We start from the raw sequence: 14,601 nt of genomic DNA on the forward strand, positions 1-14,601 counted from the left end.
GCCAGAGCTTTAAAGCTCTGGCTTTTTTCATTGAATGTTTACAATAGCTAGCCGATAATGAGCTATTCGCACAGTTTAAGGGATGAACATGAAAAAGATTGAAGCCATTATCAAGCCGTTCAAGCTTGATGATGTACGTGAAGCGCTTGCAGAAGTAGGTATTACAGGTATGACCGTATCTGAAGTGAAAGGCTTTGGACGTCAAAAGGGTCACACTGAGTTATATCGCGGCGCAGAGTACATGGTCGACTTTTTGCCTAAAGTGAAATTAGAAATTGTCGTGACTGATGAAGTCGCTGACCAATGCGTAGATACCATCATCGAAACGGCGCAAACCGGTAAGATTGGTGACGGTAAGATCTTCATTACTGATGTTGAACGTGTGGTACGTATTCGTACTGGCGAAGAAGACGAAGACGCCGTATAAAAAAACTATTACCCTAAAAGGAGCGTTTATCGCTCCTTTTTCATTTCTGGTAGGGTGCTGTATGTTTAAGAAAACCATTTTTGTTATCGCCTTATTGATAACGCTCGCGGTTGCTAGCTTTCATATTATCTTCGTGATCCCTCAGAAACCAAGCCTGATCACATCTTCTCAAAACACCAGTAATGATATCTATAGTTGCTACCAAAATTCAGCACCAAAAGCGATTGACGTTTCAGACGGATTAAGTCTTACAGTGTGGAATATCTACAAGCAAAACCGCAGTAACTGGCAGAGCGAACTGAATCAAGTATCCGCGGGAAGCGATTTAGTCTTGTTGCAAGAAGCAAGTATGACTGAAGGGCTTAGGCGGTGGGTGACAAGTGGCCAGTGGGGCAGCACTCGTGTTAATGCATTTGAAGCCTTTAAACAAAGTGCGGGTGTACTCAATCTAGCGACCCATTTGCCGATCGAAGCTTGTGCTTATACTCATGAAGAGCCTTGGCTTCAATTGCCAAAATCAGCACTTTGGTCTCGTTACCAGTTGAGTAATGGGGAAGAATTGGCAGTCATCAATATTCATGCGGTGAACTTTACGTTTGGTACCGAAGATTACGAATCACAACTTAAGAGCTTAACTGATAATTTGCAGAAATATCGTGGGCCTATCATCTTTGCTGGTGACTTTAACAGTTGGAGCGAAGCTCGTTTTTCAGTGTTAAAAAGTGCGTTGGAAAAGGTTGGTTTGAATGAGGTTGCTTTTGAACCTGATAATCGAACTCAGTTTATGACAGGGTTAGTGCTCGACCACGTGTTTTATCGAGGGTTAGAAGTAGAAAAAGCAAAAGCGCCCATTACGGACGCTTCTGATCATAATCCAATGTTAGTTACCTTTAAGGCTAAATAGTAATAAGCCAGTAGCTGCTAACATTTTGGTTACTCTGAATAAATAAGCTAATGGAATAAATAGGCGAGTGAATGTTCGCTAGCCTTATTTCTTCAGCTTAAAATATTAAAATGTAGAGTGCCCAGATTAGATAATAGCCAACCCATGGCAAACCCGAAATGACGAGGGCTTGGCCGCGTTCAAATTCGGTCCACGTTAGCACTGCTGCATAACCGAGTACGATGTACCAAGGTAGCAGTAGCGGTAATGAGCTTGCAAACTGTGACCAGTCATTGGTTAGCGGTAACTTGATTAAGCCGTTTAAGCTGTTCAAGTCAGCAGCGTAGCTCATCACTTGTCCGTGTTTTAGTATTAGGCTCGCGTAGCTCGCTACATCACCTAAAACAGCAGGAAACATCACGACCGATGAGGCTGCAAACCATCTCCAGTAACTGTGTTGATGTTGGCTTGGTTTTGTTGCGAGGTTAAACCAGAATGCCAGTAGGGCGATGCTTAGCGTGCGACCAAACACATCGCTGATGATTTCGCTCGCGAGTAGGGTATCGCTGTCAAGTAACGCCAATTGGTCAGGGTTAGTTTGAGCCAGTTGTTGTGACAACTCAGCACTTAACCATGCAAAATCTACATTCGAAAAATAGGCACCCCAAAATAAGAACGGGCTCAGAATTAATACGACGTAGGGTTGCCACCCCCAAGCGCTTCGTTCGTAAAGCGCTAAGAAACAAGCTGTTGGTGATCGGAAAATATCCAACAGCATGACGAGTGGGTTACTTGACGGGTTCATACACTTACCTTAGTTACATCAACATACAGCTTCAGTTTTTGTCCTGGCTGCAGGTATTTTTTGTTCTGCAAAGTGTTCCATTTTACAACATCTGCACTTTTTACTTTGAACTTTGATGCAATACCGCTGACTGTGTCACCTGATCTGACGTTATAAAAGATAGTGCGGATGATGGCACCATCTGAACCGTTCTTCCAGATGACCAGTTCTTGACCGATTCGAAGTGTGTCACGTGGTCCCATACCGTTCCACTTAGCCAGTGATTGGTGGGATACTTTATTTGCACGTGCAATCGTCCATAGACTGTCACCACTTTTTACTGTATGACTGAGCTTATATTGACCACGACTCTTCGATTGTGTGCTGGCTAGGCGATTTGAAGCGCTTAGTGCATACGTCTTGTCATCTTTGGTTGATGTTGGAATAAATAGGTGCTGACCAATACGAATGTTGTTGTTGCTTAAACCGTTTGCAGAGCGGATTACTTTGCTGGTGGTATTATATTTACTTGCCAGTACGCTGATGCTGTCGCCAGACTGAACCTTGTAACGAACCAACTTCATACCTTTGCCTTTGTTGGCCGCCACTTCTTTGTTGAATTTCTCAACAGCGCTTAGAGGTAGTAATAATTGTTGGTGTTTTTCTGGTGCCGTTGCCCATTGATTATAAGCCGGGTTGTAACCTTGCAGTTCTTTAACTGGAATTCCCGCGTAGCTAGCGGCAATGGCTAGATCTAGCTGCTCATTTGGGTTCACCAGAGTTAATACGGGTTTGTTCGGAATCGCTGGAATGTCGATGCCATACTTCTCTTGATTTGCAATCACGTCAGCCAATGCTAGTAGCTTAGGTACATAGCTGCTGGTCTCTTTTGGCAAATCCAGAGAGAAGAAGTCGATTGGTTTACCTAGTTTTTTGTTCTTACGAATTGCGCTGTTTACTCGGCCTCCGCCACTGTTATAGGCAGCAATGGCATGGTTCCAATCACCGTCGAAACGTCTGTTGAGATCTGATAGGAAATCCAATGCGGCGTCAGTTGAGGCGGCAACATCACGGCGACCGTCGTACCAGAAGTTCTGTTCTAGCCCGTAGTCTTTGCCTGTGCCAGAAATGAATTGCCATAGACCTGCAGCGCTACCATGGGAGTAGGCAAACGCATCGAAAGAACTTTCTACAACAGGCAGTAGTGCTAATTCTAACGGCAAGCCTTTTTCTTCAATCTTAGTCGTGATCAGATAAAGGAAAGGTTCAGCACGTTGTGAGACAGTTTTTAGATGGCTAGGATGTTTTAGATACCAAGTTCGGTAGTAGTCGACTTTCTTTTGGTCGGGCACTTCCATTTCAAGTTGCATCGCAATGCGTTTCCAAACGTCTTCTTGTGCTTGTGGCGTAACGACAGGTGCGTCAACTTTGGGTTCTTCTTTGGTCGCTTCTGATGAAACGTTCGCTTGAGAAACTTCTTTAGTAGGAGATGTGTTGGTTTGCTCGGAAGCTTGGTCTGGATTCTCTGACTGAGTTAATTGGCAACCAGAAAGTAGTAGTACCAAAGCCCAGCTGTACTTAACTCGCATGTTACAGCCTTTTTAATAAACGGCCGATGATAATACTTGCCACCCCCTATGAGTGACAAGTCTGTATTTGTTAAAATTCGTTCTTCCACGCACGTAAAGCGGTAAAGACTGATAAAGGATCGGTCTGTTCGGTACGATTAGACACTGATTTAACTACACTTGGTTCGGTGTAGCGCAAGAAAGGATTAACAAACTTCTCTTGTCTCAAATTTGTGGGAATGGTCGACTTATTTTGAGCGCGCAGTCGATTCACTTGGTCACGATATTGCTTTAGGTGTTGGTTATCCGGCTCAACTGCAAGTGCGAAAGCGATATTGGCAGCTGTGTACTCATGTGCACAATAGACTTCTGTTTCTTGGGGGAGCGCAGTGATTTTGTTCAACGCATCAAACATTTGTTGTGGTGTGCCTTCCATAATTCGGCCACAACCTGCTGAGAACAATACATCGCCACAAAATAGTTTTGCATCACCAACATAACCGATGTGGCCTGCAGTGTGCCCGCTGAGTCCTAGCACTAAAAAGACTTCACCAAACAGTTCTAATTGGTCACCGTCGTCGACAGGGTGAGTCAGAGTGGGGATAGGTTCGTTCTTTGGACCGACCACATCAACACCAGGATGTTGCCTTACTAATTCTGGAACGCCACCAATGTGATCATGGTGGTGGTGTGTAATCAAGATTGCATCTAAAGTTAGCTCATGATGTGCTAAGTACTCTAATACTGGAGCGGCATCACCAGGGTCGACGACAGCACAACGGCGATCGCTATTTTCAATCAGCCAGATGTAATTATCGTTAAATGCAGGTATGCTTTTGATATGTAACATTATTGGATCTCCAGTCACTTTTAGTGAGACAGAATAAGTGAGATAGATTATTGATGAAGCCAGCGCGTAGCAGAAAGAAGTTTGAGCGTCCTTATACTTGGGCACAGTTGCACAATGGGGACTGGTTGAGAGAATCTATTCAAACTCGACTCGATGAGTGGTGCCCAAAGCTTTTTGGTTACCACATGCTCAAGCTCGGTGGCCTCAGTAGTGAGATTTCTAGCTGCACATGCAACATTCAACATCAAGTAAACCTAGATATCCAGAACCCATTACATAATGTGATAGCGGATGGTTATAATTTACCCTTTTTGGAGAAAAGTTTTGATGTTGTAGTGCTCAGTCATCAATTAGATTATAGCAATGACCCGCATAGGTTATTGAGAGAAGTCGACAGAGTGATGATGGACGATGGCTATATTATCATCACCGGTTTTAATCCGTTTAGTGTGACAGGCTTGGCGAGTTTATTGCCTTGGCGTAAGAACAGCTTACCCTGGAGTGGTCGTATGTACACGACAAGTCGAATAAAAGACTGGTTAGGTGTACTGAACTATGAAGTTATTCATTGCGATACCTATGCGCTGTTCCCGATGAGTAAATATCAAGCGATGTGGACATGGTTGGAAAACAGCTTAGGTGGTTGTGCATCCTTTGCCGGAAGTCAGTATTTTATTGTCGCTCGCAAGCGCACCTACCCGCTGAAGCCTATCAAGCCACATTGGCACCTTAAACGACGTTTCTCTCCTGTTGGAGCCAGTTTTAGAACCAACAGCCGTTGTACGCTGAATTCTATTAAGGCTATATACCCGTTAAAAACAGAAAAAACCGACTAACTAGTGGGCGGCTTTTCATTTTTAGCTCGGGTTTAGAAGCGTATATAACGAGAACTCTAAACTCAAAAACTTACTTCAGATTCAAATCTTACTTCTTGTTTAAAAAAGATCGTTAACTTGGTTGGTAACCAGTATCTTCTTTCGTTGGGTTTTCGGCTGCGGTACGCGCGAGATCATCACACATTTCATTTTCTCTGTGTCCTGCGTGTCCTTTTACCCAGCGCCAATCAACGGTGTGGCGCGCGGTTTCTTTATCTAACCTTTGCCAGAGGTCGGCGTTTTTAACCGGTTTCTTATCAGCTGTTTTCCAATCACGCTTTTTCCAGTTATGGATCCACTGGGTGATACCTTGACGTACGTATTGGCTGTCTGTTGTTAGAATCACAGAGCATGGTTCTTTGAGTGCTTGAAGCGCAATGACTGCGGCGAGCATTTCCATTCGATTGTTGGTCGTTAGTGTGAAGCCTTCTGCAAGTGTCTTTTCGACTTTTTTATAGCGAAGTACGATGCCATAGCCACCAGGACCTGGATTGCCTAAACAAGAACCATCAGTGAAAATTTCAACTTGTTTCGTCATGATTTGATACTATTATCCCAAGCACATTATCGGCATAGTCTGACACAGATATCCTTATGAATACCAGTAGCACTCCAGAACAAAGCGTTGACGCAGCAGCGAACTCCAAATCAGAAAATGGGGCGAACGCAGAAAACAAGCGCATCATTGTACTCGATACCGAAACAACAGGTATGAATACGGAAGGTGGCCCTCACTACATGGGTCATCGCATCGTAGAAATCGGCGCAGTCGAGATCATCAACCGTAGATTGACAGGGCGCCATTTTCACGCCTACATTAAGCCCGATCGTGCCATTCAAGAAGAGGCGATTGGCGTTCACGGTATCACCGATGAGTTCTTGGTGGACAAGCCTGAGTATCAAGATATCCATCAAGAGTTTCTCGACTTTATCAAAGGTGCTGAGCTGGTGGCTCACAACGCGCCCTTCGATACTGGCTTCATGGACTATGAGTTTGAGAAGCTTAACCCAGCGATTGGTAAGACGGATGACTACTGTAAAGTTACCGATACCTTGGCGATGGCTAAGAAGATATTTCCAGGTAAGAGAAATAACCTCGATATCTTATGTGATCGTTATGGTATTGATAACTCACACCGTACTCTCCATGGCGCATTACTCGATGCCGAGATCCTAGCCGACGTCTACTTATTGATGACGGGTGGCCAAACTTCGCTGCAATTTAACGCAGGCCAAAAGGAAGGTGAAGGCGAAAGTATACGAAGAGCAGAAAGTGGCAGAAAATCCCTAAAGGTTTTACGAGCTACGGCCGATGAAGTAGAAGCGCATCAAAGTCGTTTAGATCTCGTCGAGAAAAGCGGAAGCTGCCTCTGGCGTCAGTAGGGAGAAAGTATGTTAAGGGTATTGGCTACCGGTTACTTATTGTTGTTGAGCTTTAGCTTACACGCAGCAACAGAGTCCGTAATGAGTTTATTGGACAACCGATTTCGAGTTGATCCCAGCATTGAACAAGTCACCTTTGTGATTTATCGAGCCGATAACTCTAAACCCGTCGTCTTGGTTCGTCCTGACGGTAAGAAATATTACTCTTGGCGCAATGCTGATAATGTCCGTTGGTATGAAGAATCCTCAATGGACATTATCTCTATCGACAAGCCGATGCCAGGCCCTTGGCAAGCGGTAGGCAAAGTCTCACCTAAGAACAACATTAAACTCTTATCGCATCTTGTTTTGGACGCCAATGAATTTCCGAACAAGTTGTACCAAACAGAACACATCAAATTCACCGCTCGTTTGACATCAGATGGTAAGCCTCTCGTACTGCGTGATTTTCTTGATCGCGTGAAACTTAAAGTCACGTTTACTAAGTTTGTGGAAAACGAAGAGTCTTTAGTAAGAGAAGCGCGCCCGGGTCCTGTTGTGATGGGCGAGTTTGCTGACGATGGCGCAGACTTTGATGAAAAAGCCGGAGATGGCGTGTTCACAGTATCGTTACCTATTGATATTGAGCCGGGTAAATACCGAGCTCGTATAACCTCTGGTAATGGCGTGTTTTTGAGAGCACAAGAGCAAGAAGTCTTGGTGTACCCCACGCCAATCACCACCACCTTCATTCAGTCTCGCAAAGAAGGTTTACCTCATACCATAGTGGTGTCAGGTGAGCAGGGCATGATTGCACAGAGTTCTTTGGCGGTTCATGTTGAGCACAAGGCTCCTGATGATTACGTCATGTACAAGCAAGGCCAAGCCGAAGTCGATGCGATGAAAGTGTCTTTAGAGGTGCCTTATAATGGTGAATTGGGTATTTATAACTGGTCGGGGATGATTTATGCCACTGATGCTTCAAGCCAACGTCCACTGATTTTTCCAATTACAGAGCAGTCGTACAGTGTTGTTGAAGATATCGATTTAGCGGAGTCACGACGCCTTCAAGAGCAAGCACTTGCGGAACAGAAGCGGATCGCAGCAGAATTAATGATACTTCAGAAGCGTGAGGATGATAGGCAACGCAGCATTATCATTATCGCGGTGGGTAACGTGGTCGCAATTTTATTGGGCTTATTGATCTGGTTTGTGATTCGTAAAGTGACGGCGAAGAAAAAAGCTCAACCAGAGATGCAACTTAAGGCGCCAAAGTAACTCGCCTATATAATTAGAGTTGTCTTGAGAGAACAAACTTCAAGATAGCAAGCTATAGAGTTTGTGATAACGATGTCATGAACAAAAAAAACGGGACTCATAGGAGCCCCGTTTTTGTTTCTTTTTCTGACCTTAAGCGACGTTCTCAATCGATTGGTCTGGATACTCAGACTTTGCTGCTAGCTCCTCTGGAGAGAAGTCGTCAACGTTGATCGTGTACAGTCTGTGTTGCTCGGCGCTAACCAGCAGGTCTGCCTCTTCTTGCATCAAGATGCCTTTCTCTAGCCCTAATTGAGCAACAAGATCTAGTCGTAAGAAAGCGCGTTTTTGGTGCGTTTCTTTGCAGACTTTGTCGAATAGCGGTTCAGCTTGAAGAATGACTTCTAGTGCTTTCTCTATCTTACCTACTGGATTGTATTCGGTTGCTTCTAAATATTGACCACGGCCAATACGTGAACGTGTCTCGCTTGGCGTTTGTAGAATATGAGCAACTTGACTATCTAGTTTGTCATTTGGTGCGCGGCGAATACGACCAAATGGCATCAACACAACTCGAAGTAAACGACCAATCACAGGGTTAGGGAAATTTGCTAAGAACTCATCAATAGCGACTTCAGTTTGGCGCAAGCTGTCTTGCATACCCCAATGAACTAACGGTAGATCTTCAGCATGGCTGCCTTCGCTTTCAAAGCGTTTTAGTGTTGCCGAACCTAAATACAGTTGACTTAAGATATCACCTAATCTTGCTGATAGGCGTTCTCTGCGTTTCAGTGAGCCACCTAGAACGGCCATTGAAATATCAGAAAGTAGCGCTAGGTTTGCACTGTAGCGATTAAGTTTCTGGTAGTAGCGCTTAGTTTGTTGATCAGTTTTACTTGCTGGAGTTGGAGTATCAGAACCTCGGCCATCGGTTAAACCGAACCAGAAGCTACGAACTAAGTTACTTAGTGTAAAGCTAACATGTCCAGCTAACGCAGAATCAAACTTATCCAGTGCATCGCTGCTTTCTGAATAAGCGGCTTCCATTTCATTTAGAACATATGGGTGACAGCGAATTGCGCCTTGCCCATAGATGATCATCGAACGAGTTAGGATGTTAGCACCTTCCACGGTAATCGCGATTGGTGCGCCTTGGTAGCTACGAGCTAAGAAGTTTGATGGACCTAAACAGATGCCTTTACCACCGACGATATCCATCGCATCAATGATGCTGCGTTGGCCACGATGAGTACAATGGTATTTTACGATTGCAGAGATAACTGAAGGTTTTTCGCCAAGGTCGATGCCAGCAACGGTTAGGTTACTTGCCGCGTCCATTACGTAAGCATTCCCGGCTAGGCGTGCAAGTGGTTCTTCCACCCCTTCCATACGACCAATTGGTTGTTTGAATTGACGACGGATACGAGCATATGCCCCCGTCGCTAATGCTGCCGACTTGATACCACCCGTCGAGTTTGAAGGAAGTGTGATACCACGCCCAACCGATAAACATTCAACTAGCATGCGCCAGCCTTGTCCTGCCATTTTCTGGCCACCAATGATGAAATCGATAGGGACGAAGAGGTCATCACCTTGGGTTGGGCCATTTTGGAACGGTACGTTAAGTGGTGAGTGACGATTACCAATCTTCACGCCTTTTAAATCGGTAGGGATAAGCGCACAAGTGATACCGAGCTCTTGCTTGTCGCCAAGCAGGCCGTCTGGATCTCGTAATTTAAACGCAAGCCCCAATACTGTTGCGACAGGTGCAAGGGTAATGTAGCGCTTGTTCCAAGTGAGGCGCATACCTAAGACTTCTTCGCCTTGCCATTCGCCTTTACATACAATGCCGTAATCAGGGATTGAGCCTGCATCTGAGCCAGCTTCCGGGCTAGTTAGGGCAAAACAAGGGATCTCTTTACCTTCTGCTAAGCGGGGTAGGTAGTGGTTTCTTTGTTCTTCTGTACCGTAGTGCTGCAATAGCTCACCGGGGCCTAACGAGTTAGGTACGCCAACGGTTGATGACAATACGCTAGAAACGCCAGTTAGCTTCTGTAGCACTAAAGACTGAGCGTAAGCCGAGAATTCTAAGCCACCGTATTTTTTCTTGATGATCATGGCGAAGAATTTTTGGTCTTTCAGGTATTGCCATACTTCTGGTGGCAAGTCGGCAAGTTCATGTGTCACTTGGTAATCGTTAACCATTTCACAAACCTGATTAACCGGACCATCTAAAAAGGCTTGCTCAGCTTCAGACAACTTAGGGTCTGCAATGTCTTGCAGCTTCTTCCATTCTGGTTTGCCTTTGAACAGCTCGGCTTCCCACCATACGGTACCAGCTTCCAATGCTTCTTTTTCTGTCTGAGACATTGCTGGTAGGACTTTCTTAAATAAAGACAGTGCTTTTTGACTGATGATGGTTTGGCGGATGGCAGGTACAGCAAGCAATGCAACGGCCAATAGGTAACAAAGCCAGCCAGTGACAGCGACGCCGCCAAACAATGTCAGTACAACCATTGAACCGGTAAGGATGACTAAAGCGCGTACCAGACTAACTCTATGGTAAAGGCAGACACCAAAGATAGTTGTCATGGCAAGTAGGGAGAGCAATATGTTCATGATCGATTTCCTTTTCAGAGATCACTTATTGTTATGAATTTAGGTAAGAGGTCTAACCAGTTAAGTGTAAACAAAATATTAAATATTTGTAAAACTCTAAATTGGGTAAAAAGTGATCTTAATAGAGTTAAAATTCTAATTGTGAGAGGTTGGTGGTGAATAATTGGACGGTTCTGCCATGAGATATTAATTAAGGTGGCAATCTTTTGGCTTAAGTATCGACACTATTTCATGTTTGTGGGTAAACTCAGGTAAAAGAGGGGGGAAACCTCAGTTCTCATTTCACGTACTTTAAGTTGCGTAAAAAATATAAGAGATAAGCCTTATGTACCAAGACCTAATCAAAAGTGAATTGAACGAAGCTGCTGACGTTCTTAACAAGTTTTTGAGCGATGACCATAACATCGCTCAGATCGAAGCTGCGGCAAAAATGATTGCTGACTCATTTAAACAAGAAGGCAAAGTGCTTTCTTGTGGTAACGGTGGTTCGCACTGTGATGCGATGCATTTTGCGGAAGAGCTTACTGGCCGTTACCGAGAAAATCGCCCAGGTTATGCTGGTATTGCGATTTCAGACCCTAGCCACTTATCTTGTGTGAGTAATGATTTTGGTTATGATCACGTATTTTCTCGTTATGTAGAAGCCGTGGGTCGCAAGGGCGATGTGTTGTTTGGTCTGTCGACTTCTGGCAACTCTGGCAATATTCTAAAAGCGATTGAAGCAGCTCAAGCAAAAGGCATGAAGACCATTGCATTGACCGGCAAAGATGGCGGTAAAATGGCAGGTTGTGCTGATATCGAAATTCGAGTGCCTCACTTTGGTTACGCTGACCGTATTCAAGAGGTTCACATTAAGATCATTCATATTGTGATTCAGCTTGTTGAAAAAGAGATGGAAGAATAGTTTTACAGATATTTGGAGCCTTGATTAGGCTCCATGGGTTTTAATAGGGAGTAGATTAAACCATGTGTGAATTGCTTGGTATGAGCGCGAATGTGCCAACTGATATTTGTTTTAGTTTCACCGGCCTGATGCAGCGTGGAGGGAATACCGGTCCGCATCGTGATGGATGGGGAATTACCTTTTATGAAGGGAAGGGCTTTCGAACATTCAAAGATCCTAACCCTAGCTGTGAATCAAAGATTGCCGAGTTGGTTCAAAACTACCCAATTAAAAGCCAAGCTGTTGTCAGTCATATCCGCCAAGCTAACCGTGGTGGCGTTAATCTAGAAAATACCCACCCTTTTACGCGTGAACTCTGGGGGCGATATTGGACTTTCGCTCATAACGGCCAATTGACGGATTACGATGACCTACACAGTGGACGTTTTAGACCCGTAGGAGAAACAGACAGCGAGTTATCGTTCTGTTGGTTAGTGAAGCAGCTCGAAGACCGTTTTCCTGAGCCGCCTCAAGACATGGAAGGGATGTTTCGCTATGTTGCGGAATGTTGTGACCAGCTACGAGAAAAAGGTGTCTTCAACATGTTGTTGAGTGATGGTGAGTATGTGATGACTTACTGTACTAACCACTTGTATTGGATAACAAGACGCGCTCCTTTTGGGAATGCGAGCTTAATTGATGAAGACGTTGAGATTAACTTCCAAGAAGAAACAACGCCCAATGATGTGGTTACGGTAGTGGCAACTCAACCTCTAACATGCAATGAAGAGTGGTTTAGAATGAAGCCGGGCGAATACGCGCTGTTTCATTTTGGTGAGTTGATTGGCAATAACCATCAAGAGCTGGAAGATGTCGCTTACGCACCGAAAAAGGTCGCAAGTCAGGCGCCGACAGAGGCTTTGAGCTAAAGCGACCAAATAATACTATTTTGAACCGGACAAACGAAAGGCCGCTTACTGTACTGATACTAAGTCAGTTAGCGGCCTTTTTGTTTTCTGATTTTGTGTTTGACGACTTGTTTTTCAGCGATCTGTTTAGCGAGAACGGTCTGAAGATCTATTCCTCTGCGTAACCGTGCTTACCTAATATCTTATCATCTAAGATCGCTTGCCCGTTGACCATTGATAGACGATTTTCAGCGAACCACTTGCAGACCATAGGGTAAATATAGTGTTCTTGGGTGAGAACTCGGCTTGCTAGTATATCGGCATCATCCCCTTCAAATACAGGTACCTTAGCTTGCAAGATCACAGGGCCGCCATCGAGTTCTTCGGTAACAAAGTGAACACTGGTTCCGTGTTCTTCATCTTGCGCGTCAATAGCACGTTGGTGAGTGTGCAGACCTGGGTATTTAGGTAACAACGAAGGATGGATGTTGACCATTTTTCCCGCGTAATGACGAACAAACTCTGAACTCAGAATTCGCATATAGCCAGCGAGTACAATCAGGTCTGGTTGGTAAGTATCGATCTGAAGCATCAATTCATGATCAAACTCTTCACGCGAGTTAAATTCTTTGGGATTCACCGAGTGAGCGTCAACACCGGCTAATTTTGCTCTCTCTAGACCAAAAGCATCCGCTTTGTTTGAGAAGACAGCGTTAACAGAAGCATCAATCATACTGTTATCGCAAGCATCTAAAATTGCCTGTAAGTTGCTTCCGCTTCCTGAAACTAACACAACGATGTTTTTCTTAGATTGACTGATTTTCTTCGATTGATTGTTTTTCATAGAGTGGGTCATGCGGTTGATTAACGAGAGAGTTTACAATTTACCTACATAAACTAAGGTTTTCTGCGGGCTAAATAGCAAAATGAGGACCAATAGGTCCTCATTTATTAACTAAGTCAGTGAGCGTATCACTTATTTGATTTCTACTTGCTCTTCACCTGCTTCAGCGTTTGCGATCTCACCGATAACCCAAGCATTTTCGCCTTCAGCTTTCAGTAGTTCAACAGCAGCATCTGCTTGATCTTTAGGTAGAGCAACAACTAGGCCAACACCACAGTTGAAAGTGCGGTACATTTCAAATGTTTCCACGTTGCCTTTCTCTTGTAGCCAGCTGAAGATAGCAGGCCATTCCCAGCTCTTGCCATCAATCACTGCTTTAGTGCCTTCAGGAAGTACGCGTGGGATGTTTTCCCAGAAACCACCACCTGTGATGTGCGAAATAGCATGAATATCATGCTCAGCGATCATCTTAAGTGCTGACTTTATGTAAATCTTAGTTGGTTCTAGTAGGTGTTCACCGATAGTGCGACCTTCTAGCTCTTCACTCTTATCGGCACCAGAAACTTCGAGTACCTTACGAATGAGAGAATAACCATTTGAGTGTGGACCACTTGAGCCAACAGCGATAAGTGCGTTACCTGCTGCTACTTTAGTACCATCAATAATGTCAGCTTTTTCTACAACACCAACACAGAAGCCAGCAACATCGTAGTCGTCGCCTTCGTACATGCCTGGCATTTCAGCCGTTTCGCCACCGATTAGTGCACAACCAGCTTGAACACAACCTTCAGCGATACCCGAAACAACGTCTGCAGCTGTATCTACATCTAGCTTACCTGTTGCGTAGTAGTCTAGGAAGAATAACGGCTCACCACCTTGAACGATTAGGTCGTTCACACACATTGCCACTAGGTCGATACCAATGGTGTCGTGTTTTTTCAGATCCAAGGCAAGGCGAAGTTTAGTACCAACACCATCAGTACCTGAAACAAGTACTGGCTCTTTGTATTTCGTTGGAAGTTCACATAGGGCGCCAAAGCCACCAATACCGCCCATTACTTCAGGGCGACGAGTGCGTTTAACTGCACCTTTAATACGGTCTACTAGTGCATTACCTGCGTCGATATCAACACCAGCGTCTTTGTAGCTTAGAGAAGAAGTATTACCACTCACGGGATAGTCCTCGAACTTAAGTTGGATGTGAAAACGGCGCTATTCTAACAGGGCTTGATTACCAAGAGCAAACGTTTGCGCGGTTTTTTTTATTAGAATAAAGATTCTGAAATAACCACACAGTTCGTGTATAATCTACAGGTTTGTTTAAATATTGCCGGAGTTGGA

At 44.5% G+C, this 14,601-nt stretch carries 14 protein-coding genes; 7 read left to right on the forward strand and 7 right to left on the reverse strand.

Annotated elements, in window-relative coordinates:
* Positions 1-88: 88 nt before the first annotated feature.
* Entirely contained in the window at positions 89-427 is a 339-nt protein-coding gene (gene glnB, locus OCV36_RS03950; protein ID WP_004738609.1) for a nitrogen regulatory protein P-II, read from the forward strand.
* A 61-nt stretch (positions 428-488) separates the two neighbouring features.
* A complete protein-coding gene (locus tag OCV36_RS03955; RefSeq protein WP_135456066.1) occupies positions 489-1,331 on the forward strand; it encodes an endonuclease/exonuclease/phosphatase family protein in 843 nt (280 codons plus the stop codon).
* 97 nt (positions 1,332-1,428) lie between these two features.
* Here the strand turns inward: OCV36_RS03955 and OCV36_RS03960 are convergent, their stop codons facing one another.
* From OCV36_RS03960 to gloB, 3 genes are all read right to left on the reverse strand, one after another.
* Positions 1,429-2,115 carry a YIP1 family protein gene (locus tag OCV36_RS03960; RefSeq protein ID WP_017072651.1) on the reverse strand — a complete coding sequence of 229 codons (687 nt, stop codon included), beginning with the start codon at positions 2,113-2,115 and terminating at the stop codon, positions 1,429-1,431.
* The gene (locus OCV36_RS03965) at positions 2,112-3,683 is read right to left on the reverse strand and encodes a LysM peptidoglycan-binding domain-containing protein (protein WP_135456068.1); all 1,572 of its coding nucleotides are present in this window, start codon (positions 3,681-3,683) and stop codon (positions 2,112-2,114) included. Before OCV36_RS03965 ends, OCV36_RS03960 begins: the two co-directional genes overlap by 4 nt.
* A 70-nt stretch (positions 3,684-3,753) precedes the next feature.
* Positions 3,754-4,512 carry a hydroxyacylglutathione hydrolase gene (gloB, locus tag OCV36_RS03970; protein WP_017072649.1) on the reverse strand — a complete coding sequence of 253 codons (759 nt, stop codon included), beginning with the start codon at positions 4,510-4,512 and terminating at the stop codon, positions 3,754-3,756.
* 53 nt (positions 4,513-4,565) lie between these two features.
* Between gloB and OCV36_RS03975 the strand changes: the two genes are divergently transcribed.
* On the forward strand, positions 4,566-5,348 hold the full coding sequence (locus OCV36_RS03975; RefSeq protein WP_102553626.1) for a class I SAM-dependent methyltransferase: 783 nt from the start codon (positions 4,566-4,568) through the stop codon (positions 5,346-5,348).
* A gap of 112 nt (positions 5,349-5,460) precedes the next feature.
* Here OCV36_RS03975 and rnhA read toward each other — a convergent pair whose 3' ends face one another.
* Positions 5,461-5,925 carry a ribonuclease HI gene (rnhA, locus tag OCV36_RS03980; RefSeq protein WP_135456070.1) on the reverse strand — a complete coding sequence of 155 codons (465 nt, stop codon included), beginning with the start codon at positions 5,923-5,925 and terminating at the stop codon, positions 5,461-5,463.
* Positions 5,926-5,981: 56 nt separating this feature from the next.
* On the opposite strand from rnhA, the gene dnaQ reads away from it, so the two are divergent.
* Positions 5,982-6,770: a DNA polymerase III subunit epsilon gene (gene dnaQ / locus OCV36_RS03985; protein ID WP_210114717.1), complete on the forward strand. Its 789-nt coding sequence runs from the start codon at positions 5,982-5,984 to the stop codon at positions 6,768-6,770.
* A gap of 9 nt (positions 6,771-6,779) precedes the next feature.
* Positions 6,780-8,027 carry a TIGR03503 family protein gene (locus OCV36_RS03990; protein ID WP_135456072.1) on the forward strand — a complete coding sequence of 416 codons (1,248 nt, stop codon included), beginning with the start codon at positions 6,780-6,782 and terminating at the stop codon, positions 8,025-8,027.
* Positions 8,028-8,159: 132 nt separating this feature from the next.
* On the opposite strand, the gene fadE is transcribed toward OCV36_RS03990, so the two are convergent.
* A complete protein-coding gene (gene fadE, locus OCV36_RS03995) occupies positions 8,160-10,625 on the reverse strand; it encodes an acyl-CoA dehydrogenase FadE (RefSeq protein WP_135456074.1) in 2,466 nt (821 codons plus the stop codon).
* Between the two features lie 325 nt (positions 10,626-10,950).
* Here fadE and lpcA point away from each other — a divergent pair, with 325 nt between their 5' ends.
* Together lpcA and OCV36_RS04005 are read left to right on the forward strand one after the other, a co-directional pair.
* The gene (gene lpcA / locus OCV36_RS04000) at positions 10,951-11,529 is read left to right on the forward strand and encodes a D-sedoheptulose 7-phosphate isomerase (protein WP_017072644.1); all 579 of its coding nucleotides are present in this window, start codon (positions 10,951-10,953) and stop codon (positions 11,527-11,529) included.
* Positions 11,530-11,591: 62 nt separating this feature from the next.
* A complete protein-coding gene (locus OCV36_RS04005) occupies positions 11,592-12,437 on the forward strand; it encodes a class II glutamine amidotransferase (RefSeq protein WP_017072643.1) in 846 nt (281 codons plus the stop codon).
* Positions 12,438-12,585: 148 nt separating this feature from the next.
* Here OCV36_RS04005 and purN read toward each other — a convergent pair whose 3' ends face one another.
* On the reverse strand, positions 12,586-13,260 hold the full coding sequence (gene purN / locus OCV36_RS04010) for a phosphoribosylglycinamide formyltransferase (RefSeq protein WP_135456075.1): 675 nt from the start codon (positions 13,258-13,260) through the stop codon (positions 12,586-12,588).
* A gap of 132 nt (positions 13,261-13,392) precedes the next feature.
* Positions 13,393-14,433, reverse strand: coding sequence for a phosphoribosylformylglycinamidine cyclo-ligase (purM, locus tag OCV36_RS04015; RefSeq protein WP_017072641.1), 1,041 nt, complete (start codon positions 14,431-14,433; stop codon positions 13,393-13,395).
* Positions 14,434-14,601 lie beyond the last annotated feature (168 nt).

The organism is Vibrio echinoideorum (genome assembly GCF_024347455.1).
In the GTDB taxonomy this organism is placed as follows: domain Bacteria; phylum Pseudomonadota; class Gammaproteobacteria; order Enterobacterales; family Vibrionaceae; genus Vibrio; species Vibrio echinoideorum.

Excerpts from the sequence above, each read along its gene's own strand:
- purN (WP_135456075.1), bottom strand. The coding sequence starts at position 13,260 with ATGAAAAACAATCAATCGAAGAAAATCAGTCAATCTAAGAAAAACATC.
- OCV36_RS03975 (WP_102553626.1), top strand. The coding sequence starts at position 4,566 with ATGAAGCCAGCGCGTAGCAGAAAGAAGTTTGAGCGTCCTTATACTTGG.
- dnaQ (WP_210114717.1), top strand. The coding sequence starts at position 5,982 with ATGAATACCAGTAGCACTCCAGAACAAAGCGTTGACGCAGCAGCGAAC.
- gloB (WP_017072649.1), bottom strand. The coding sequence starts at position 4,512 with ATGTTACATATCAAAAGCATACCTGCATTTAACGATAATTACATCTGG.
- rnhA (WP_135456070.1), bottom strand. The coding sequence starts at position 5,925 with ATGACGAAACAAGTTGAAATTTTCACTGATGGTTCTTGTTTAGGCAAT.
- OCV36_RS03990 (WP_135456072.1), top strand. The coding sequence starts at position 6,780 with ATGTTAAGGGTATTGGCTACCGGTTACTTATTGTTGTTGAGCTTTAGC.
- OCV36_RS04005 (WP_017072643.1), top strand. The coding sequence starts at position 11,592 with ATGTGTGAATTGCTTGGTATGAGCGCGAATGTGCCAACTGATATTTGT.
- OCV36_RS03960 (WP_017072651.1), bottom strand. The coding sequence starts at position 2,115 with ATGAACCCGTCAAGTAACCCACTCGTCATGCTGTTGGATATTTTCCGA.
- OCV36_RS03955 (WP_135456066.1), top strand. The coding sequence starts at position 489 with ATGTTTAAGAAAACCATTTTTGTTATCGCCTTATTGATAACGCTCGCG.
- lpcA (WP_017072644.1), top strand. The coding sequence starts at position 10,951 with ATGTACCAAGACCTAATCAAAAGTGAATTGAACGAAGCTGCTGACGTT.
- glnB (WP_004738609.1), top strand. The coding sequence starts at position 89 with ATGAAAAAGATTGAAGCCATTATCAAGCCGTTCAAGCTTGATGATGTA.
- OCV36_RS03965 (WP_135456068.1), bottom strand. The coding sequence starts at position 3,683 with ATGCGAGTTAAGTACAGCTGGGCTTTGGTACTACTACTTTCTGGTTGC.
- fadE (WP_135456074.1), bottom strand. The coding sequence starts at position 10,625 with ATGAACATATTGCTCTCCCTACTTGCCATGACAACTATCTTTGGTGTC.